Annotated in this window: 16 protein-coding genes; 12 read left to right on the top strand and 4 right to left on the bottom strand. The window is 73.8% G+C overall.

What is annotated here, in order from left to right; translation table 11 throughout:
- Positions 1-64 precede the first annotated feature (64 nt).
- The 4 genes from ACTYVM_RS13045 to ACTYVM_RS13060 all read left to right on the top strand — a co-directional run bounded on the left by ACTYVM_RS13045 (position 65) and on the right by ACTYVM_RS13060 (position 4027).
- Positions 65-790, top strand: a complete 726-nt coding sequence (locus tag ACTYVM_RS13045; protein WP_400027388.1) for an aspartate/glutamate racemase family protein — start codon at positions 65-67, stop codon at positions 788-790.
- 208 nt (positions 791-998) lie between these two features.
- Positions 999-2345 carry an allantoinase AllB gene (gene allB / locus ACTYVM_RS13050; RefSeq protein WP_445526103.1) on the top strand — a complete coding sequence of 449 codons (1347 nt, stop codon included), beginning with the start codon at positions 999-1001 and terminating at the stop codon, positions 2343-2345.
- 5 nt (positions 2346-2350) lie between these two features.
- Complete coding sequence (gene alc / locus ACTYVM_RS13055; protein ID WP_445526104.1) at positions 2351-3466, top strand: allantoicase; 1116 nt, start codon at positions 2351-2353, stop codon at positions 3464-3466.
- A gap of 165 nt (positions 3467-3631) precedes the next feature.
- Complete coding sequence (locus ACTYVM_RS13060; protein ID WP_445526105.1) at positions 3632-4027, top strand: guanyl-specific ribonuclease; 396 nt, start codon at positions 3632-3634, stop codon at positions 4025-4027.
- Positions 4028-4174: 147 nt separating this feature from the next.
- On the opposite strand, the gene ACTYVM_RS13065 is transcribed toward ACTYVM_RS13060, so the two are convergent.
- The 4 genes from ACTYVM_RS13065 to ACTYVM_RS13080 form a co-directional block, all read right to left on the bottom strand.
- Positions 4175-5155 carry a hypothetical protein gene (locus ACTYVM_RS13065; RefSeq protein ID WP_445526106.1) on the bottom strand — a complete coding sequence of 327 codons (981 nt, stop codon included), beginning with the start codon at positions 5153-5155 and terminating at the stop codon, positions 4175-4177.
- Positions 5152-6651 (bottom strand): M48 family metallopeptidase, encoded by a 1500-nt coding sequence (locus ACTYVM_RS13070; RefSeq protein ID WP_445526107.1) that lies wholly within the window; start codon positions 6649-6651, stop codon positions 5152-5154. Before ACTYVM_RS13070 ends, ACTYVM_RS13065 begins: the two co-directional genes overlap by 4 nt.
- Positions 6652-6911: 260 nt before the next feature.
- Positions 6912-7877, bottom strand: coding sequence for an NADPH:quinone reductase (locus tag ACTYVM_RS13075; RefSeq protein WP_445526108.1), 966 nt, complete (start codon positions 7875-7877; stop codon positions 6912-6914).
- Positions 7878-7963: 86 nt separating this feature from the next.
- The gene (locus ACTYVM_RS13080) at positions 7964-8986 is read right to left on the bottom strand and encodes a Gfo/Idh/MocA family protein (protein ID WP_445526109.1); all 1023 of its coding nucleotides are present in this window, start codon (positions 8984-8986) and stop codon (positions 7964-7966) included.
- 117 nt (positions 8987-9103) lie between these two features.
- On the opposite strand from ACTYVM_RS13080, the gene ACTYVM_RS13085 reads away from it, so the two are divergent.
- The 8 genes from ACTYVM_RS13085 (at position 9104) to ACTYVM_RS13120 (ending at position 20836) form a co-directional block, all read left to right on the top strand.
- Positions 9104-9853, top strand: coding sequence for a GntR family transcriptional regulator (locus tag ACTYVM_RS13085; RefSeq protein ID WP_400027712.1), 750 nt, complete (start codon positions 9104-9106; stop codon positions 9851-9853).
- Between the two features lie 236 nt (positions 9854-10089).
- Complete coding sequence (locus ACTYVM_RS13090; RefSeq protein ID WP_445526110.1) at positions 10090-11094, top strand: sugar ABC transporter substrate-binding protein; 1005 nt, start codon at positions 10090-10092, stop codon at positions 11092-11094.
- A complete protein-coding gene (locus ACTYVM_RS13095; protein WP_445526111.1) occupies positions 11091-12155 on the top strand; it encodes an ABC transporter permease in 1065 nt (354 codons plus the stop codon). Before ACTYVM_RS13090 ends, ACTYVM_RS13095 begins: the two co-directional genes overlap by 4 nt.
- The gene (locus ACTYVM_RS13100) at positions 12152-12943 is read left to right on the top strand and encodes an ATP-binding cassette domain-containing protein (protein WP_445526112.1); all 792 of its coding nucleotides are present in this window, start codon (positions 12152-12154) and stop codon (positions 12941-12943) included. The genes ACTYVM_RS13095 and ACTYVM_RS13100 overlap by 4 nt, the downstream gene beginning before the upstream one ends.
- 142 nt (positions 12944-13085) lie before the next feature.
- A complete protein-coding gene (locus ACTYVM_RS13105; RefSeq protein ID WP_445526113.1) occupies positions 13086-14234 on the top strand; it encodes an ROK family glucokinase in 1149 nt (382 codons plus the stop codon).
- Complete coding sequence (locus ACTYVM_RS13110) at positions 14231-14812, top strand: sugar kinase (protein WP_445526114.1); 582 nt, start codon at positions 14231-14233, stop codon at positions 14810-14812. The genes ACTYVM_RS13105 and ACTYVM_RS13110 overlap by 4 nt, the downstream gene beginning before the upstream one ends.
- 103 nt (positions 14813-14915) lie before the next feature.
- The gene (locus ACTYVM_RS13115) at positions 14916-17879 is read left to right on the top strand and encodes an SCO1167/SCO6262 family helicase (RefSeq protein ID WP_445526115.1); all 2964 of its coding nucleotides are present in this window, start codon (positions 14916-14918) and stop codon (positions 17877-17879) included.
- Positions 17879-20836 carry an SWIM zinc finger family protein gene (locus ACTYVM_RS13120; RefSeq protein WP_445526116.1) on the top strand — a complete coding sequence of 986 codons (2958 nt, stop codon included), beginning with the start codon at positions 17879-17881 and terminating at the stop codon, positions 20834-20836. Before ACTYVM_RS13115 ends, ACTYVM_RS13120 begins: the two co-directional genes overlap by 1 nt.
- Positions 20837-20839: the final 3 nt, after the last annotated feature.

The raw sequence follows: 20839 nt of genomic DNA on the forward strand, positions 1-20839 counted from the left end.
CACGAGCCGCCCGGCAGATCCACTCAGCGGAACCACCCCAGCGGAACCACCCAGAAAGCCGACCATGCGCATCCTCGTCGTGAACGTCAACACCACCCGGTCCATCACCGAATCGATCGGTGAGCAGGCGGCGGCTGCGGCGTCACCCGGCACCGAGATCGTCCCGCTGACCCCCTCCTTCGGGGCGGAGTCCGTGGAGGGCAACTACGAGAGCTACCTCGCGGCCGTCGCCGTGATGGAGACCGTCCGCGCCCACCCCGAACCCTTCGACGCCGTGATCCAGGCCGGATACGGCGAGCACGGCCGCGAGGGCCTCCAGGAACTGCTCGACGTACCCGTCGTCGACATCACCGAGGCCGCCGCGAGCACCGCCCAGTTTCTCGGCCGTACCTACTCCGTCGTCACCAGCCTGGACCGCACGGTCCCGCTGATCGAGGAACGCCTCCAGGTCGCGGGGCTGAGCGCCCGGTGCGCCTCCGTGCGCGCCAGCGGGCTCGCCGTACTGGATCTGGAACGGGACGAGAAGGCCGCCGTCGCGGCGATCGCCGAACAGGCCGCCCGCGCGGTGGAGGAGGACCGGGCGGAGGTGATCTGCCTCGGCTGCGGGGGCATGTCCGGCCTCACCGAGCGCGTCGCCGAACGCACCGGGGTCCCCGTCGTCGACGGGGTGACCGCCGCCGTGACGATCGCCGAGTCCCTCGTCCGGCTGGGCCTGTCCACCTCCAAGGTGCGCACATACGCGCCGCCGCGGCCCAAGCGGATGGTCAACTGGCCCCCGCGCACGCGTTGACGCAGGCCGCGCGACGCGGGTCGCGCATGGCCCGCGCGGGCCGTCGGTGGCCAGGTCCGCTCCGCCAAGAAGGTCTTGACTCACGAGGTTCGGCCATGAAGACTCCGTCTACAGGAAAGTCGTTTCCGCTCTCCGGAATTTCGCGGGTGGGCGACAGTGAAGGTGAACGACAGTGAACAGAGGAACAGCACCAGAGGAGGGGCGTCCGTTGCCCGACGTACAGCTCGTACTGCGCTCCACACGCGTCGTCACCCCCGAGGGCGTGCGCCCCGCGTCCGTCACCGTCGCCGACGGCCGGATCGCGGCCGTACTGCCCCACGACGCCGAGGTGCCGGCGGGGGCGCGGCTGGAGGACGTCGGCGACGACGCGCTGCTGCCCGGCCTCGTCGACACCCATGTCCATGTGAACGACCCCGGGCGCAGCGACTGGGAGGGCTTCTGGACCGCCACCCGGGCGGCCGCCGCCGGAGGCATCACCACCCTCGTCGACATGCCCCTCAACTCGCTGCCGCCGACGACCACCGTCGAACATCTGCGTGTCAAGCGGGAGGTGGCCCGCAGCAAGGCGCACATCGACGTCGGGTTCTGGGGCGGCGCGCTCCCGGACAACGTCAAGGACCTGCGGCCCCTGCACGACGCGGGCGTCTTCGGCTTCAAGTGCTTCCTGTCCCCGTCCGGGGTCGACGAGTTCCCCGAGCTGAACCACGACCAGCTGACCGCCTCCATGGCGGAGATCGCGGGCTTCGGCGGGCTGCTCATCGTGCACGCGGAGGATCCGCACGAACTCGGGATCGCCCCCCGGCTGAGCGGCCCGAAGTACGCCGACTTCCTCCGGACCCGCCCCCAGGCCTGCGAGGACAGCGCCATCGAGGGTCTCGTCGCCCTGGCCGGCCGGCTCGGCGCGCGGGTCCACATCCTGCACCTGTCCTCCTCCGGCGCGCTGCCGCTGATCGCCGCCGCCAAGCGCGAGGGCGTCCGTCTCAGCGTCGAGACCTGCCCGCACTACCTCACCCTCACCGCCGAGGAAGTGCCCGACGGGGCCAGCGAGTTCAAGTGCTGCCCGCCGATCCGCGAGGCCGCCAACCAGGACCTGCTCTGGGCCGCGCTCGCCGACGGCACCATCGACTGCGTCGTCACCGACCACTCGCCGTCCACCGTGGACCTCAAGACCTCCGACTTCGCCACCGCCTGGGGCGGCATCTCCTCGCTCCAGCTCAGCCTGTCCGCCATCTGGACCGAAGCGTCCCGGCGCGGGCACGGCATCGAGGACGTGGTCCGCTGGATGTCCGAACGCACCGCGCACCTCGCCGGTCTGGACCGCAAGGGCGCCATCGCGCCCGGCCGGGACGCGGACTTCGCGGTCCTGGCCACCGACGAGACCTTCACCGTCGACCCCGCCGCGCTCCAGCACCGCAACCGCATCACCGCGTACGCGGGCAGGACCCTGCGCGGCGTCGTGAAATCCACCTGGCTGCGCGGCGAACGCGTCTACGACCCCGCGCTCGAGGACCACTTCACCGAACCCACCGGCCGACTCCTGGAAAGGACGAACTGATCACCGTGACGGCGACCCTGAGCTTCACCGGCGACGCGAACCCCTACGGCGGCGGCGACCCCTACGCCGACTACCGTACGACCGACCTTCCCTTCGCCAGGCACGCCAACCTGGCCGACCGCCGGCTCGGCGCGGGCGTCATCGCCGCCAACGACGAGTTCTTCGCCCAGCGCGAGAACCTGCTGGTGCCCGAGCGCGCCGAGTTCGACCCCGAGGACTTCGGGCACAAGGGCAAGGTCATGGACGGCTGGGAGACCCGTCGCCGGCGCGGTGTGTCGGCCGAGCACCCCTGGCCCACCGAGGACGACCACGACTGGGCGCTGATCCGGCTCGGCGCGCCCGGCGTCGTCCGCGGCGTCGTCGTGGACACCGCCCACTTCCGCGGCAACTACCCGCAGGCCGTCTCCGTCGAGGGCACCTCGGTCGACGGCGCCCCCACGCCCGAGGAACTCCTCGCCGGCGACGTCAAGTGGACGACCCTCGTCCCGCGCACCGAGGTCGGCGGCCACGCGGCCAACGGCTTCGAGGTGAACGCCGAGCAGCGCTTCACGCACCTTCGTCTCAAGCAGCACCCCGACGGCGGCATCGCGCGCCTGCGGGTGTACGGCGAGGTCGTGCCCGACCCGGCGTGGCTGGCCGCGCTCGGCACCTTCGACGTGGTGGCGCTGGAGAACGGCGGCAGCGTCGAGGACGCCTCCAACCTCTTCTACTCGCCCGCCACCAACACCATCCAGCCGGGCCGCTCCCGCAAGATGGACGACGGCTGGGAGACCCGCCGCCGCCGTGACCGGGGCCACGACTGGATCAGCTACCGCCTCGCCGGGCACACCGGGATCCGCGCCCTGGAGATCGACACCGCCTACCTCAAGGGCAACAGCGCGGGTTGGGCGTCGGTCTCTGTCAAGGACAGTGAGGACGGCGAGTGGACGGAGATCCTGCCGCGCACCCGGCTCCAGCCCGACACCAACCACCGCTTCGTGCTGCCCGCGGTGGCCGTCGGCACGCACGCGCGCGTGGACATCTTCCCGGACGGGGGCATCTCCCGGCTCCGCCTGTTCGGCGCGCTGACCGAGCAGGGCGCGGCCGCTCTGGCGGCCCGCCACCAGGAACTGGGCGGCTGACCGTCCGTACCCGCGGGGCGGGCCGGCCGCACGGACCGGCACGCCCCGCCCGCCCCAGGCAGGGCTCGTGCCTGGATTAACGTCCCGCGAATTCACCGAACTTGACGGTGAATTCCATGAACCTGTCATTGACATGTCCGTGTCTACGCGCGTCATGATGGGCGCATGAGATTCCCCCCACGCAGCACCCGCATCGGCGCCGCCGGCGCCCTCCTGTCCGCCCTCCTCGTCGGCGGTACCGTCGCCGCCGCCCCGGCTGACGCCGCCGCGACCGCGGTCGGCAGCATCTGCTACAGCGCGCTGCCCTCCCAGGCGTACGACACGCTCCGTCTGATCGACAAGGGCGGTCCGTTCCCGTATTCCCAGGACGGCGTCGTCTTCCAGAACCGCGAAGGTGTCCTGCCCCAGCAGTCGAACGGGTACTACCACGAGTACACGGTCGTCACCCCCGGCGCCTCCGACCGTGGCGCCCGACGCATAGTCACCGGCCAGAAGACCCGGGAGGACTACTACACCGCGGACCACTACGTCACGTTCAAGCTCGTCAACTTCGGCTGCTGAACCACGCGTCCACCGCACACCCTCGCCCCGCGGACCCCCCTCGCACACCGGCCGCGGGGCGAGTTGCTGCCCGGACCCGCCCCGGACGGGGCGGGTGTGCCAGGCGGCCGCCGTGGGTGTCGTGCGTGCCGCCGGTGGCGGTGCGGGTCAGGGAAGCGGAGCGCTCAGCGCCCACAGTGCGGCGAGCAGCGTGGCCGCGCACAGTGCCATGCCCACGGCGGCCACCGCGGTCCCGCCGATGAGGAAGGCCCCCGCCACGCCGCCCATGACGAGTCCGCCGGCGGCCCCCTGTGCACCCGTCCACCACCAGGGCCGCGCGGAGAGCGCCGCGGTGTCGACTGGGGTGAAGGAGTCCTTCAACGTCGTACGGACCGCCGCGTACTCGTCCAGGAACACGCGCCGCGGCGCACGGCGCCGCAGGCGCCCCAGCGGCACCAGCCGGGTGCCGTCCGGCAGCCGCACCACCACCGCCCCGCGCGAGCCCGCTCGGTGATGGGCGCTCACCTCGACCGGGCCGCGGAGATCGTCGAGGGCGGGATGCCACATGATCCGCTGCCAGGCCTTCGGCCGGTCGCTCCCGCCCGCCTCGGTGAGCGCCAGCCACAGGGTTTCCGACAGCGCCTGCGCGGAGACGGGCCGGACACCGAAGTGCACCGTCGCGGTCATCGGGCGGCCCGGCCGCCGCGCCGCCCGCCGGAACCGCACCCCACGCCGGGCCCACACCGAGCACAGCACGGCGGCCGCGATCCCGGCGAGCAGGATGGGGACGAGCAGGTCGTCCTCGGCGGACGTCTCCTCCGGGTCGCCGGGAAAGCCCCGCGGGTTCGCCTCGTCCGGGTCGTAGACGACGGCGAAGTCACGGTCCTTGGCGTAGCGGTCGGTGTCGTAGATTCCGAAGCGCTGCACGTGTTCCCGGCCCGTGCGGTCCCTCCAGCGCACCCGGATGTCCTCGTCCTGCCCGATACCGTCCTCGACGACCACGCCGGTGGTGCGGGCCGTGGCGCGCTCGCGAGCCTTGTCGTAGGCGTACGCGTGGAAACCCAGCCAGCCGGCGAGCAGGGCGAATCCGGTCAGGGTGGCCGTCACGCCCAGCAGGGCGACGCGCAGGGCGGGGCCGGGGCGTCTCATGTTCTCTCCGCCTTCTGGGTCCCGGCCTTCTCCAGCAGGGCGTGGACGGGCGCCGGGTCGCCGCCGTCCACGGCCGTGACGAGCACCTCGTACAGGTCGACGACCGCGCCGTCCGGCGCCCTGAGCACGGTGCTCATCCAACGGCCGGCGTAGGACCAGCCGGCCTCCAGCAGCAACGGCGCCAGGGCCGCTCCCATGGCACCGGCCAGGACCTGGCGGCCGACCGCCTTGCGCACGGCGGCCGGCCGCCACCGAAGTCCAGAGTCGATCCGGCGGGCCAGGCGGTACCAGTCGGCGGCGGCGACGGCGTCCAGCGCCGCGTGCAGGGCCCGGACGGGGGAGGACCGCCCGGTCGCGGCCCGCAGCGCGGCCGCGCCGGGGCCGCCGTCGGCAGGGAGGCGGAACCTGTCGGGGTCGAGTTCAAGCAGGCGCACGGGCTTCAGGTCCTCGGGCCGCAGAGCGCTGCCCCGGACGCCGCCGCCCTCCTGGAGCGTCCCACCGGGTCCGTCCGCGCAGGCCAGGCGTTGGACGCACCACCGGGCGACCGCCTCGGCGTCCCGCAGGCCGAGCGGAGCCGAGCCGTACCCCGCATGACTGCCGGAGTGCGGCAGCGCGGCCATCCGCACGGCCGACGGCGGGTGGGCGGACGCCGCGTGGACGTCCAGGGCCTGGTCCTCGGCGTCCTCGTGGACGGCCCGGCCCCGCACCAGCGGATCCTGGAGGGCGAGGTCGAACGCCTCGTAGAGGTCCACCGGGTACGTGCCGTCCTCGACCAGGTCCTCCACCCAGTCCTGCGCGATCCCGCCGAAAGCCGTCTCGATCACGGCGACCTGCTCGACGGCCTCGCGCACCGCCGTACCGCCGACCACCCGAGCGGCCTCGGCGTCGGCCGACAACTCCACCTGCCAGAACCATGGTTGGGTCGCCCGCAGCAGGGGAACGGCCAAGGGGGCCGGCGGCCGCACGCGCCACTCCAGCCGTTCGGCGAGCGCACCGCGTGCCGCGAGCAGGGCACGGGAGCGACGGTCGTCGAAGTGGCGCTGGTGGGCCAGTTCGTGCGCGATCACCGCGGCCAGTTGGGTGGCCGAGAGTGCCCGGACCAGCGGCAGCCCGAGCAGCAGCGCGTAGGCGTGTCCCCCCGTGACCCGCACGCGGCACGTGAGCACCACCGGCTCCGGGAGGATCCGCACCAGCAGCGGAGCACCGAATCCGGTCCGCGCGGCCACGTCCCGTACCAGGGCCGCCAGTTCCGGCTGGTCGTCCGGCTGTACCGCCCTGCCCGGCAGGGCGTCGGGCAGGAGGACCTGGCGCAGGGCCGGCAGCATCCACAGGACCGACAGTGCGGCCAACTGCCAGAACCCCCAGGCCACCCCCGCGGCCGCGATCAGGAGAACGGGGCCGAACAGAGGAAGCCGGGCGAGAGCGGACATGGCCGCGACGAGCAGCCAGGTGCGGACCGCCGAGACCTGCGGTCCTGCGGGTATACGACCGTCCATCGCACTCCTGTGGCGCCGTGAGGTGTCGGCGGATTCTGTCATAGCCAGGTCAAGCTTGTGGGCATCCGGTGGAGAAGGAGTGGGCGGTGGGTGAACTGGCGTGCGGGGTTCCCTCGCGGTGCCGGGGTCGTCGTGCCGGCCCCGACGGTTGCTCTGGCGGCGGCGCCTCGGACCGTCCTGGCGGCGTCTGCTTCATCGGGCCGGGGGAGGCCGTCGTGGTCCGCCACCCCATCCCGGTGATGGGCGCCCGGCGGCTCCGGTCAGGGACGGAGCACCGCACGCCGCCCGTGGAGTTCGCCCCACTCCATGCGCCGGTGGATCTCCGCCGCGGCGCTCAGGGGGTGGTACTCGACCGAACGGGGCCGCAGTCCGCCGGAGGCCAGGAGGTCGTTGACGGCGGCCGCCGCCTCGGCCAGCTCCGCGGCCGTGGCGTTGGAGATGGCGAAGCCGCGCAGGGAGCCGTCCTTCATGTAGAGCGGGCCGACCGGCAGGGTCGGCTCGTCGCGGGCGCCGGACAGGACGACGATGCGACCGCGGTGGGCGAGGAGGTCGACCGCGGTCCTCAGGTCGTTGCGTCCCGAGGTGTCGACGTGGACGCCGACGCCGGACGGGGCGAGCCGCGTCAGCCGCACCGCGAGGTCGGGGGCGTGGTAGTCCACCGCCTCCGCCGCGCCCAGGGACCGGACGTGCTCGTGGTCGTGCGGCGCGGCCGTGGCGAGGACCCGCGCGTACGCCCGGTACGCGAACTCCACCAGCGCGCCGCCCACGTTGCCGGCCGCGCCGCCGACCAGGACCGTCTCGCCGGGGCGCAGTCCGCCGTGTGTGAAGAGGGCGAGATACGCGGTCGCGGCGGGGTGGAACACGGCCACCGCCTCCTCCGGGCGCACGCCCGCCGGCAGCCGGTAGAGGCGGTCGGCGGGCACCACGGCCTGTTCGGCGGCCGCTCCCTGCCGGCCGTCGTGGCCGAGGCTGTTGCACCACACCGTCTCGCCGACGGCGAAACCGGAGCCCGCGGACGCCACCGTTCCCACCAGGTCGCGTCCGACCACGAACGGGAACGGCAGCGGTGTGCGGAACAGCCCCGACCGGACGAAGGTGTCCACCGGGTTGACCGTGGTGGCCACCACGTCCACCAGCACCTCACCCGGCCCCGGCACGGGAGCGGGCAACTCACCGAAGCGGATGACGTCGGGTGACCCCAGCTGTTCGACATAGGCGGCACGCATGATCGCCGATTCTTCCACTGGACGGGCCGGGGGTTGTCGGCGGCGGCGCCTGCGGACGGGTGGCGGTCAACGTGGCTGTCGGTCCGTCACCGGTAGATCGCCCGGTCGCCGCCCGGGATCTCCGCCAGGCTCACCGGGCGGTGTTCACGGCGGGAGATCTCGCAGGCCTCGGCGATGCGCAGGGCCTGCAGGGCCTCGCGGCCGTCGCACGGGTTGGGGCGCTCACCGTGCAGCACCTGTACGAACGCGGCCAGTTCGGCCTCGTAGGCGGGGCCGAAGCGTTCCAGGAAGTCGGGCCACGGCTTGTCCGCGGCCGGTGGGCCGGTCGGCTCGGTGGACGCGATCGGCGTGCGGTCGTCGAGGCCGACCACGATCTGGTCCCGCTCCCCGGCCAGTTCCATGCGCACGTCGTAGCCCGCGCCGTTGAGGCGGGTCGCGGTGGCGGTGGCGAGCGTGCCGTCGTCGAGGGTGAGCACTGCCGCACCGGTGTCGACGTCGCCCGCCGCGCGGAACATCGCGGGGCCCGCGTCGGACCCGGCCGCGTACACGCTGACGACCTCGCGGCCCGTCACCCAGCGCAGCACGTCGAAGTCGTGGATCAGGGTGTCCCGGAACAGCCCGCCGGACAGCGGGAGCCACTCGGGCGGCGGCGGTGCCTGGTCGGAGGTGAGCGCGCGGACCGTGTGCAGACGGCCGAGCCGTCCCGACCGCACCGCCTCGCGCGCGCCCGCGTAGCCCGTGTCGAAGCGGCGCTGGAAGCCCATCTGAAGCACCGTGCCGGCGGCTTCGACCTCGGCGAGCGCCTGTAACGTGCCCGGCAGATCCAGGGCGATCGGTTTCTCGCAGAACACCGGCAGCCCCGACCGCGCCGCCCGGCCGATCAGTTCGGCGTGGGCCGAGGTCGCCGTGGTGATCACGACCGCGTCCACGCCCCAGGTGAAGATCTCGTCCACCCCCGGGGCCGCCGTCTCGCCGAGCCGCAGGGCGAGCGCCTGTGCCCGCCCCGGATCGGCGTCCGTGAGGATCAGTGAGCCGACCTCGCGGTGCCGGCTGAGTGTGTTCGCGTGGATGGTGCCTATGCGGCCCGTTCCGATGACCCCGATGCGCATGGAAACAAAGTGAGGGCGGACCCCGGACCCTGTCAATCCGCTTGTCCGGACAATCGGACTACACGACTTCCCGTCAACGGGCCGCGGAGCTACGCTCGGGCCGTGCCGAAACCAGAAGTGGACCCCACCGTCCCACTCGAGCTTCATGTGGACCGGAGTTCCCCGGTACCGCTGTACTTCCAGCTGTCCCAGCAGCTCGAGGCCGCGATCGAGCACGGCAGCCTCACCCCCGGCAGCCTCCTGGGCAACGAGATCGAGCTCGCCGCACGGCTCGGCCTGTCCCGGCCCACGGTCCGCCAGGCCATCCAGTCGCTGGTCGACAAGGGCCTCCTGGTACGCCGCCGCGGTGTCGGCACGCAGGTCGTGCACAGCCGGGTCAGGCGCCCGCTGGAGCTGAGCAGCCTCTACGACGACCTGGAGGCGGCCGGGCAGCTTCCGGCGACGAAGGTCCTGGTCAACACGGTGGTCCCGGCCTCCCCCGAGGTCGCCGCAGCCCTCGGGGTGGCCGAGGGCGAGGAGGTCCACCGCGTCGAACGGCTGCGCCTGGCCCACGGCGAGCCGATGGCGTACATGACCAACTACCTGCCGCCCGGACTGCTCGACCTGGACACCGGCCAGCTGGAGGCCACCGGCCTGTACCGGCTGATGCGCGCCGCCGGGATCACCCTGCACAGCGCCCGCCAGTGCATCGGCGCCCGCGCCGCCGAGCCCGCGGAGGCCGAGCGGCTCGCCGAGGCCGAGGGCGCCCCGCTGCTCACCATGCAGCGCACCACCTTCGACGACACCGGCCGCGCGGTGGAGTACGGCACGCACACCTACCGGCCCTCCCGCTACTCCTTCGAGTTCCAGCTCCTCGTACGTCCCTGACCCCTTCGTACGTCCCTGGCCTCCCCGTACGACCCTGACCGCCCCGCCCCCGCCCCGCCCCCGGCGGCACCGGTGCGCTCCGGCCGCCCCTCGTCATGTCCGGACAATGTGACCCGTCACCGCTCCCCGCCCGCGGAACCAAGGATTCCGGTGTCCGATAATGGAACGTTCGGGGCTGGTGGGATCGCCATCGGCCCCTCGCGTACGTTCGGGCACAGCGAGAAGGGCACGGCCTCGTGGCACGGTTTCCAACCTGGGTAGTCATCGCGCTGGCAGGGGCACTGTCCCTGTCGCTTGCGGGATGCAGCAGCACCGGCGGCAAGCGGGCGGAGGACGCCCGCAAGGCCGCGGCGGCCCAGGGCGGGGCCGCGGTGGACACCCCCCGCTGGACCTTCGCGATGATCACGCACTCCGGGGACGGTGACACGTTCTGGGACATCGTGCAGAGCGGTGCCAAGCAGGCCGCGGTCAAGGACAACATCAACTTCCTGTACTCGCACGACGCCGAGGCCCAGCAGCAGGCGCAGCTCGTGGACGCCGCGGTGGACAAGAAGGTCGACGGCATCATCGTCACCCTCGCCAAGCCCGACGCGCTCAAGGCCGCCGTGGCCCGCGCCGAGAAGGCCGGTATCCCGGTGATCACGGTCAATTCCGGATCGGCGCAGTCCAAGGCGTACGGCGCCCTCACGCACGTCGGCCAGGACGAGACCTTCGCCGGTGAGGCCGTCGGGCAGGAGCTGAACGAGCGCGGGAAGAAGAAGGTGCTCTGCGTCCTGCACGAACAGGGCAACGTCGGGCACGAGCAGCGCTGCGCCGGGGTGGCGAAGACCTTCTCCGGCACGGTCGACAACCTCTACGTCAACGGCACCAACATGCCCGACGTGCAGGCCACGATCGGCGCCAAGCTCCAGGCGGACAAGTCCGTCGACGCGGTCGTGACGCTCGGCGCCCCGTACGCGGACACCGCCGTCAAGGCGAGGGCCGACGCCGGCAGCAGGGCCGAGGTCGACACCTTCGACCTGAACGCCAAGGTCGCCGCGGAGCTCAGGGACGGCACGCTCGGCTTCGCCGTCGACCAGCAGCCCTACCTCCAGGGCTACCAGGCCGTCGACCTGCTCTGGCTCTACAAGTACAACGGCGACGTCCTCGGCGGAGGCCGGCCGGTGCTCACCGGCCCGCAGATCGTCACCAAGGACCAGGCGGCCGCGCTGGAGGAGTACACGAAGCGGGGCACCCGATGAGCGGGACGAGTACGGACCGGCCCGCCGCCGACGCCGAGACCCCCGCTGCTGAAACGATTCTGCCGACCCCGGCGCTGCGCAGACTGCTCACCCGCCCCGAGCTCGGCTCGGTCGTCGGCGCGATCGCCGTCCTCGTCTTCTTCGCCTGCGCCGCCGACGGCTTCCTGCGCGCCTCCAGCCTCAGCACCGTCCTGTACGCGTCCTCGACGATCGGCATCATGGCGGTCCCGGTCGCGCTGCTGATGATCGGCGGGGAGTTCGACCTGTCGGCGGGCGTCATGGTGACGTCCTCCGCGCTGGTCTCCTCGATGTTCAGCTACCAGACGACCGCGAACGTCTGGGTCGGGGTCGGCGTGTCGCTGCTGGTCACCCTGGCGATCGGCGCCTTCAACGGCTTCGTGCTGACCCGCACCCGGCTGCCCAGCTTCATCGTCACCCTGGGCACCTTCCTGATGCTGACCGGGATGAACCTCGGTTTCACCAAGCTGATCGACGGCACCGTCTCCACCAAGACGATCGGCGACATGGAGGGCTTCTCCAGCGCCCGCGCGGTGTTCGCCTCGACGCTCACCGTCGGCGGCGTCGACATCAAGGTCACCATCCTGTGGTGGCTCGGACTGGTCGCCCTCGCCTCCTGGATCCTGCTGCGCACCCGCACCGGCAACTGGATCTTCGCGGTCGGCGGCAACGAGGACGCGGCCCGCGCGGTCGGCGTACCGGTCACCGGAACCAAGACCGGGCTCTACATGGGCGTGGGCCTCGGCGCCTGGATCTGCGGGCAGCACCTGCTCTTCTCCTTCGACGCGGTGCAGTCCGGCGAGGGCGTCGGCAACGAGCTGATCTACATCATCGCCGCCGTGATCGGTGGCTGCCTGATCACCGGCGGCTACGGCAGCGCCATCGGCTCGGCGGTCGGAGCTCTCCTGTTCGGCATGACCAGCAAGGGCATCGTCTTCGCCGAGTGGAACCCCGACTGGTTCAAGTTCTTCCTCGGAGCGATGCTGCTCCTCGCGACCCTGCTCAACACCTGGGTCCGCAGGCGGGCGGAGGCCACCAAGTGACGCGGAGCGAAGCACGCACGGCACTCGTGGAGCTGTCCGGCGTCAGCAAGCGCTACGGCGGTGTCCGTGCCCTGGGGGACGTCGGCCTGGAGGTCCACGCCGGGGAGATCACCTGCGTCCTGGGCGACAACGGCGCCGGCAAGTCGACCCTGATCAAGATCATCGCGGGACTGCACCAGCACGACGGCGGTGTCCTGCGCGTCGAGGGCGAGGAGACCCGGCTCACCTCGCCGCGCGACGCGCTGGACCGGGGCATCGCCACGGTGTACCAGGACCTGGCGGTCGTCGGCCTCATGCCGGTCTGGCGGAACTTCTTCCTCGGCTCCGAGCCCCGCAAGGGGGTGGGCCCCTTCAAGCGCCTGGACGTCGACCTCATGCGCAGGACGGCACGGGCCGAACTGCTGCGGATGGGAATCGACCTGCGCGACGTCGACCAGCCCATCGGCACCCTGTCGGGTGGCGAACGCCAGTGCGTCGCCATCGCGCGCGCGGTGTACCTCGGCGCGAAGGTGCTCGTTCTGGACGAGCCGACCGCCGCGCTCGGCGTGAAGCAGTCGGGCGTGGTGCTGAGGTATGTGGCGGCGGCCCGGGACCAGGGGCTGGGTGTGGTGCTGATCACCCATAACCCGCATCACGCGTACCTTGTAGGTGACCGATTCGTCCTGCTGAGGCGGGGCACCATGGTCGGCCACCACACACGGGACGCGATCACCCTGGACGAGCTGACCCGGCAGATGGCCGGCGGCAGCGACCTGGACGATCTACGCCATGAGCTGCAAGGGGAGTGAGGGCCCGCGGGGTTGTGGCATCATGCCGCTCCGCAACGCGGGCGCGACGAACCCCACACGTCAGCATCCCGTACAAACCGGGCACCGGCCCCTCGGTGCCCCGTACGAAGCCCTTACCCACCGTGCGGCAGAATCGGGCCCGATGAGCACCTACCGCGACCTCACCGCTCCCATCGGCTCCCGCCGCGCCCCCGTACTGCGCACGGTCGGTACCCGGGAGCGGCGCTCCCACCTGACCGCACCCCGCGTCCCCACGGTGGGCATCGACATCGGCGGCACCAAGGTGATGGCGGGCGTCGTCGACGCCGACGGCAACATCCTGGAGCGGCTCCGCACGGAGACCCCGGACAAGTCCAAGAGCCCGCGGGTCGTCGAGGACACCATCGTCGAACTGGTCCTGGACCTGTCCGACCGGCACGACGTGCACGCGGTCGGCATCGGCGCGGCCGGCTGGGTCGACGCCGACCGCAACCGCGTGCTGTTCGCCCCCCACCTGTCCTGGCGCAACGAACCCCTGCGCGACCGCCTCTCCGAACGCCTGTCCGTGCCTGTCCTGGTCGACAACGACGCCAACGCCGCCGCCTGGGCCGAGTGGCGCTTCGGCGCGGGCCGCGACGAGGACCACCTCGTCATGATCACGCTCGGCACCGGGATCGGCGGCGCGATCCTGGAGGACGGCCAGGTCAAGCGGGGGAAATTCGGTGTCGCCGGAGAGTTCGGCCACATGCAGGTCGTGCCCGGCGGCCACCGCTGCCCGTGCGGCAACCGCGGCTGCTGGGAGCAGTACAGCTCGGGCAACGCCCTGGTGCGGGAGGCGCGGGAGCTGGCCGCGGCCGACTCCCCGGTCGCCTACGGGATCATCGAGCACGTCAAGGGGAACATCGCCGACATCACCGGGCCGATGATCACCGAGCTGGCCCGCGAGGGCGACGCCATGTGCGTCGAACTGCTCGAGGACATCGGCCAGTGGCTCGGCGTCGGCATCGCCAACCTGGCCGCCGCCCTCGACCCGTCCTGCTTCGTCATCGGCGGCGGGGTCTCCGCGGCCGACGACCTGCTGATCGGCCCCGCGCGGGACGCCTTCAAACGGCACCTCACCGGCCGCGGCTACCGACCCGAGGCCCGTATCGCACGCGCCCAGCTGGGCCCCGAGGCGGGCATGGTCGGCGCCGCCGACCTCGCCCGGCTGGTCGCCCGCCGCTTCCGGCGCGCCAAGCGGCGCCGGGTCGAGCGGTACGAGCGCTACGAGCGGTACGCGCAGGCGCGGCGCGCGGCCCAGGAGGCGCTGTGACGATGTCGCTGCCGCGGCAGGCGGCGCCGCCGGACGGACGGCCCCCACGGGTTGAGGACCGCCGGCGCCGCAACCGCCGCAGGGCCCTCACGCTGCTGATCATCGGGCTGCTCATCGGCGTCCCGGCCGGCTACCTGGTGATCTCCGCCAACCAGAGCCGCGACAGCGGCAAGGACAAGGAGGCCCGCTACGCGGCGAAGGGCCTCGCGCCCGGCTACCCGTCCAAGGTCCAGCGCCGCCTCTACCAGGTGCCGATCCCGCACCCGGCCGACATGGTCTCCTCCTACGAGACGAACAACTGGAAGACCAGCCGTCTCTACGTCCAGTTCCGGACCACCGAACCGGGCCTCACCTCCTTCCTGGAGGCCATGGGAGCCAACCGGAGCGACCTGAAGGAGGGCGCCGTCACCGTCGGCGTCCGGGACAAGAAGACCACCGGCTGGACCTTCACCAGCTCCGGCCCCTGGTGGGGTCTCACCCACAGCCAGAAGAACCCCGCCCCCACGCAGGACGTGGTCGTGAACCTGTCCAACCCGGTCCTGCCGATGGTCTACGTCGTCTCCCGCACCGTCCCCTGATGCCGACCGTGGCCCCGCCCGGGCCGCCGGAGCCGATTGTCAGACCCCGCCCGTACAGTCGAGGACGACTGGGCCGGACGACGAGCGGGAGGTGACAGGACGTATGAGCGACACGGCGGTCGAAGCGACGGACAGCGCGGCGCACACGGAGTCCGTGTCCCCGCGCCTCGCCGCCGTCTTCCTCCCCGCCCCCCTTCCCCGCGACAGCCGCATCGCCTTCTGGGACCCGAGCGGCGACGTATGGGCGGGGGGCGCCCCCGCCGCCGATCCCGCGGACGGCACCGGGCGAACGACCGGCGCCCGTTCGGAGCGCGCCGGTCAGGGGATGACGACCACGCCCGGGCCGCACCCGGGCGGCGACACGTCCCTGCGCACGGAGCTCACTGTCGTGCGGCGGCACGGGGCGGTGGTCCGGCGCAGGAGCGTGCCCGCGCTGTCGCTGCCGGTCGAGGACGCGCTGCCGCACCTCGTGCGGGCACGGCACGATCCGGCGGCGCATCCCGCCGCGGCCTGCTGGGGCGCCGCCGCCCTGCACGCGTTGCGGCTCGTCGCCCGTGGACGGCTGCTGCCCGGTCTGACCGCCACCGGGCACGACGCCTGGCGCGCGGGGCCCCTCGACCCGGACGACATCGCCCACCTGCGCGCGATCGCCGCCGCCCTGCCCCACGAGGGCCACGCGGCCCCGCTGCCCGGCCCGGGCCCGCTCCGGCTGCCCGAACCGGAGGCGCTGCTGCGCACCTTCCTCGACGCGGTCGCCGACACCCTGCCCCGCACCCCGGCCGCGCCCCACACCTGCGGCAAACCCTTCGCCGCCCACGCACCGCAGAGCCTGCCGCACGCCCACGACTGGGCGGCCGAGGTCGCCGCCGGCATGGACGCGGGCGTACGCGTCTCACTCCGCCTGGACCTGCCCGCGCACGGCCTGTTCGACGCCGACGCCGCCGACGAAGGGGACGGCGCGGCCCGCCGTGCGGGCGCGGCGATCGTCCAGGTGCACAGTCTCGCCGACCCCACCCTCGTCGCCGACGCGGCGGCCCTGTGGGCGGGCGAGGCGGACCTGGCGTTCGGCCCACGCGCACGCGTGGACGCCGCCCTGGCAGTACGGCGCGCGGCCCGCGTCTGGCCCCCGCTGGACCGGCTCTCCGAACAGGAGGTGCCCGACGTCCTCGCCCTCTCCGAGAGCGAGGTGAGCGACCTGCTCGGCGTGGCCGCGACCCGGCTCGCCGCGGCGGGCGTCGCCGTGCACTGGCCGCGCGACCTGGCCCAGGACCTCACGGCAACCGCGGTGGTGCGCCCCGCGCCGGGCTCCGCCAAGGACGGCACCGGCTTCTTCGAGAGCGAGGACCTGCTGCGGTTCCGCTGGCAGCTGGCGCTCGGCGGCGACCCGCTCAGCGACGCCGAGATGGACGCGCTCGCCGAGGCCCACCGCCCGGTGGTGCGGCTGCGGGACCGCTGGGTGCTCGTCGACCCGGCCCTCGTCCGCAAGGCCCGCAAGCGCGACCTCGGACTGCTCGACCCGGTCGACGCGCTCTCCGTCGCCCTCACCGGCACCGCGGAAGTCGACGGCGAGATGATCGAGGCGGTGCCCGTCGGCGCGCTGGCGACCCTGCGGGACAGGCTCACGGCCGGCGTACGCCCCGCCGAACCGCCGCCGGGCCTCGACGCCACCCTGCGCGACTATCAGCTGCGCGGCCTGGCCTGGCTCGATCTCATGACCTCCCTCGGCCTCGGCGGCTGCCTCGCCGACGACATGGGCCTCGGCAAGACGGTCACCGTCATCGCCCTGCACCTGAAACGGGCGCACCGCGAACCCACCCTGGTGGTGTGCCCGGCCTCCCTGCTGGGCAACTGGCAGCGGGAGATCACCCGGTTCGCCCCCGGCGTCCCCGTCCGCCGCTTCCACGGCCAGGACCGCACCCTGGACGGCCTCGACGGCGGCTTCGTGCTCACCACGTACGGCACGATGCGGTCCACGGCACCCCGGCTGGCCGAGCAGCCCTGGGGCATGGTTGTCGCCGACGAGGCCCAGCACGTCAAGAACCCGTACTCGGCGACCGCGAAGGCGCTGCGGACGATCCCGTCCCCCGCGCGCGTGGCCCTCACCGGCACCCCTGTGGAGAACAACCTGTCCGAACTGTGGGCCCTGCTCGACTGGACCACCCCCGGGCTCCTCGGCCCGCTCAAGTCCTTCCGCGCCCGGCACGCCCGCGCGGTGGAGACCGGTGAGGACGAGGAGGCGGTGCGGCGCCTGGGCCGCCTGGTGCGCCCCTTCCTGCTGCGCCGCAGGAAGTCCGACCCCGGCATCGTCCCCGAGCTGCCGCCGAAGACCGAGACGGACCACCCGGTCCCGCTCACCCGCGAGCAGGCCGCGCTGTACGAGGCCGTGGTGCGCGAGTCGATGCTCGCCATCGAGACGGCGGACGGCATGGCCCGGCGCGGACTGGTCCTGAAACTGCTGACCTCGCTGAAGCAGATCTGCGACCACCCCGCGCTCTACCTCAAGGAGGAACACGCCCGCGGCGGCGACGGGCCGGCGGCGCGCTCCGGGAAGCTGGCGCTCCTCGACGAGCTGCTGGACACCCTGCTCGCCGAGGACGGCTCGGCGCTGGTCTTCACCCAGTACGTCGGCATGGCCCGCCTGATCACCTCCCACCTCACCACCCGCGCGGTCCCCGTGGACCTGCTCCACGGCGGTACGCCGGTCCCGGAGCGCGAGCGCATGGTGGACCGCTTCCAGAGTGGCGCGACCCCCGTCCTCGTCCTGTCCCTGAAGGCGGCGGGCACGGGCCTGAACCTCACCCGCGCGGGCCACGTCGTCCACTTCGACCGCTGGTGGAACCCGGCGGTCGAGGAACAGGCCACCGACCGCGCCTACCGCATCGGCCAGACCCAGCCGGTCCAGGTGCACCGCCTGATCACCGAGGGCACCGTGGAGGACCGCATCGCCGAGATGCTCGCCGCCAAGCGCGCCCTGGCCGACGCGATCCTCGGCGGGGGCGAGTCGGCGCTCACGGAGCTGACCGACCGGGAGCTGTCCGACCTGGTCTCGCTGCGGAGGGAGGCCTGATGGACGAGCGCCCCGCCGACGCGGCACGCCGGGCCCTGCGCGCCGCCCGGGAACAGCAGACCCGGCGACCCGAATCCGCGGACCACCGCGAACCCGTGCCGGGGGACCAGGCCGGCGCGGTGAACCGTCCCGGCGACGCCGCACGGGACGCCTTGCGGCGCGCGCAGTCCACCGCACGCCGCGGCGACGGAACCGTCGAAGCCGCGGCCACCGCGGAGAACACGCCCGACCCGACCTCCCAACCTTCGGCACCTACGGGCACCGGAGCGTCCTCCGGCGACCTGGCCCCTGCCGGCCTCTCGGCGTCCTCCGGCGCTGCGGAGTCCTCCGGTGGCTCGGCATCTCCCGGCGACCTGTCCGCCGACCTGGCGTCCTCCGGCCCCTCGGCGTCCTCCGGTGGCTTGGCATCTCCCGGCGACCTGTCCGCCGACCTGGCGTCTCCCGGCGGCCCGGCGTCTCCCGGCGGCCCGGCGCCCGCCGGCGGCCCGGCGCCCGCCGGCGGCCTGGCGTCCTCCGGCCCCTCGGAGTCCTCCGGCGCTGCGGAGTCCTCCGGTGGCTTGGCATCTCCCGGCGACCTGTCCGCCGACCTGGCGTCTCCCGGCGGCCCGGCGCCCGCCGGCCCCTCGGAGTCCTCCGGCGCTGCGGCGTCCTCCAGCGGCCTGGCGTCCTCCGGCCGCTCGGCGTCCTCCGGTGGACTGGCGTTTTCTGGCGACCTGTCCGCCGACGTGGCGTCTTCCGGAGCCCCGGCACCCGCCGAGGCCTCGGCGCACACCGGCCCCTCGGCGCCCACCGGTGCCGCGGTGTCCTCCGGCGACCCGGCACCTCCCGGCGACCCGGCGGGTGCCGGCGCACCGGGGCGGCCCGTGGGGGCGCGTCCCTCGGATGCCGCGCGTGAGGCGTTGCGTGGCGCCCTGGCCCGGCGTGCGGCCCGGGCGGCGGTCGCGCAGGCGGGAACCAGGACGGCCCGCCGTCCGGCTCCGGCCCCGCGCCGGGCAATCCGGCCGGCACCGGCCGACCCCCGGTCCGGGACCGCTGCCGAAGACGGTGGCGCAGGCACACACGACACGGCACCGGCCGCGACGGAAGCGCCTACAGGCCTCTTCCGGATGCCCCCGGCCGGGTCCGGCCACGATGCGGAGCCCGGCGGCGACGGCATGGCCGATCAGGAAAGCCCCGAGCCGACCCGGACACTCCGGTCCGCGCCCTCGCCGGGGGTGCCAGGACCGGCCCCGTGGAGCCTCTCCACCGCGGACGCCCATACCGACGCCCCGACCGCTGCCCGGGCCGCCGCGTCGCAGGCCGTCCTGCTGAGGGCCCCGGAGGACGTCGTCCCGGCGGGCGTCCTCACCCCCACCCCGGCCGTCACCTCCGGCATCCGCCTCCCCTTCGCCGGCACCCCGAACGACACCTCACAGTCCGGCGCCCCCGGGGCCTCCTCGGCGGTGACGAGGAAGGGCGTCTCGGCAGGCACCCCGGACGTCCCCTCGACGGCGGGGGAGGACGCCTCGACGTGCACGGGCACCCCCCACGACCCTTCGGCGGGGGACGTGCACGGGCCCGAGGACGGCGCCTCGGTGGACGGGTGGGCGCAAGGCCGTCGGACGTCCGGGGCGGCCCCGGACGGGACGGGCTGCGGAAGGGCCGCCGCCCCACCGGCGGCGGCCGGCTCCGGGACGCCCCGGACGCCCCGCAGCATGGCCTCCCCCCGCCGGGACGGCGAACTGCGGCGTACCTTCCCGGCGTTCCCGGCGCGGGCGGCGCACGGCGACCGGTTCGCCGAGACCTGGTGGGGCAACGCGTGGGTCGACGCACTGGAGGAGGGCGCGCTGGACACGGCCCGGCTGGCCCGTGGCCGCGGGTACGCGCAGACGGGGCACGTGGACGCCGTCACCGTCACCCCGGGGCTGGTCCTGGCGTACGTGCAGGGAAGCCGACCGCGCCCGTACCGGGTCCAGGTACGGTTGCGGACGCTGGACGAGGCCGACTGGGACCGGTTCCTGGACACCGTCGCCGAGCGGCCCGGGCACATCGCCGCGCTCTTGGACAAGGAGATGCCCCAGTCCCTCGCCGACTGCGGGGTCCCACTGCTCCCCGAACCGGGCGACCTGGAGCCGCACTGCAGCTGTCCCGACCGCGGCCACCCCTGCAAACACGCCGCCGCCCTCTGCTACCAGACCGCACGCCTGCTGGACGCCGACCCCTTCGTCCTGCTGCTGCTCCGCGGCCGGGGCGAGCGCGCGCTGCTCGACGCCCTGTCCCGGCTGAACGCCACCCGCGCGGCCCGCGCCGCGCAGGAGCGGGACCCGGAGCCGTTCCCCGGCGTCCGCGCGGGCGACGCGCTCGCCGAGCGGCAACGCCCGCCGCTGCCCCCACCGCTGCCCGCGCCCGCGCACCCGGAACAGCCCCCGGTGTACCCGGCGGCACCGGGCGGACCCGATCCGTTCGCCCTCGACCAGCTGGCCACCGACGCGGCCGCCCGCGCCCACGCCCTGCTCACCACCGGCCGTGATCCGGTCGGCGGGCTCACACTGTGGCAGGACGCGGTACGCCTCGCCGCCGCCCGCCCCGGCTCGGGACTGACCGCGGCCACCCGCTCCCTGTACGCGGCGCTCGCCTCCGCCACCGGCCGAGGCACGGCCGAACTGGCGCGGGCGGTGGCAGCCTGGCGCCAGGGCGGTTCGGCGGGACTCGCCGTCCTGGAAGAGCCCTGGGACCCGCCGGCCGGTCGCTTCGACCGGGCGCGCCCGCTGCTTCTCGCCGCCGACCTGCCCGCCTTCCGCCCCTGGCGCAACCGGCTTACCCACCCGCGCGGCCACCTCCAGCTCCGCCTGGGCCGGGACGGCCTGTGGTACGCGTACGAGTCGGAGCCGGACCGCGACGACTGGTGGCCCCGCGGCACCCCCGACCTCGACCCGGTCGGCGCCCTGACCGGCCTCGGCGCACCGGGCGCCCTCTGACGC

It is taken from the genome of Streptomyces cyslabdanicus, from assembly GCF_052663305.1.

Bases quoted from the DNA above. Each gene is read 5' to 3' on its own strand.
- ACTYVM_RS13045 (WP_400027388.1), top strand. From the start codon at position 65: ATGCGCATCCTCGTCGTGAACGTCAACACCACCCGGTCCATCACCGAA.
- ACTYVM_RS13060 (WP_445526105.1), top strand. From the start codon at position 3,632: ATGAGATTCCCCCCACGCAGCACCCGCATCGGCGCCGCCGGCGCCCTC.
- ACTYVM_RS13065 (WP_445526106.1), bottom strand. From the start codon at position 5,155: ATGAGACGCCCCGGCCCCGCCCTGCGCGTCGCCCTGCTGGGCGTGACG.
- ACTYVM_RS13070 (WP_445526107.1), bottom strand. From the start codon at position 6,651: ATGGACGGTCGTATACCCGCAGGACCGCAGGTCTCGGCGGTCCGCACC.
- ACTYVM_RS13075 (WP_445526108.1), bottom strand. From the start codon at position 7,877: ATGCGTGCCGCCTATGTCGAACAGCTGGGGTCACCCGACGTCATCCGC.
- ACTYVM_RS13080 (WP_445526109.1), bottom strand. From the start codon at position 8,986: ATGCGCATCGGGGTCATCGGAACGGGCCGCATAGGCACCATCCACGCG.
- ACTYVM_RS13095 (WP_445526111.1), top strand. From the start codon at position 11,091: ATGAGCGGGACGAGTACGGACCGGCCCGCCGCCGACGCCGAGACCCCC.
- ACTYVM_RS13105 (WP_445526113.1), top strand. From the start codon at position 13,086: ATGAGCACCTACCGCGACCTCACCGCTCCCATCGGCTCCCGCCGCGCC.
- ACTYVM_RS13115 (WP_445526115.1), top strand. From the start codon at position 14,916: ATGAGCGACACGGCGGTCGAAGCGACGGACAGCGCGGCGCACACGGAG.
- ACTYVM_RS13120 (WP_445526116.1), top strand. From the start codon at position 17,879: ATGGACGAGCGCCCCGCCGACGCGGCACGCCGGGCCCTGCGCGCCGCC.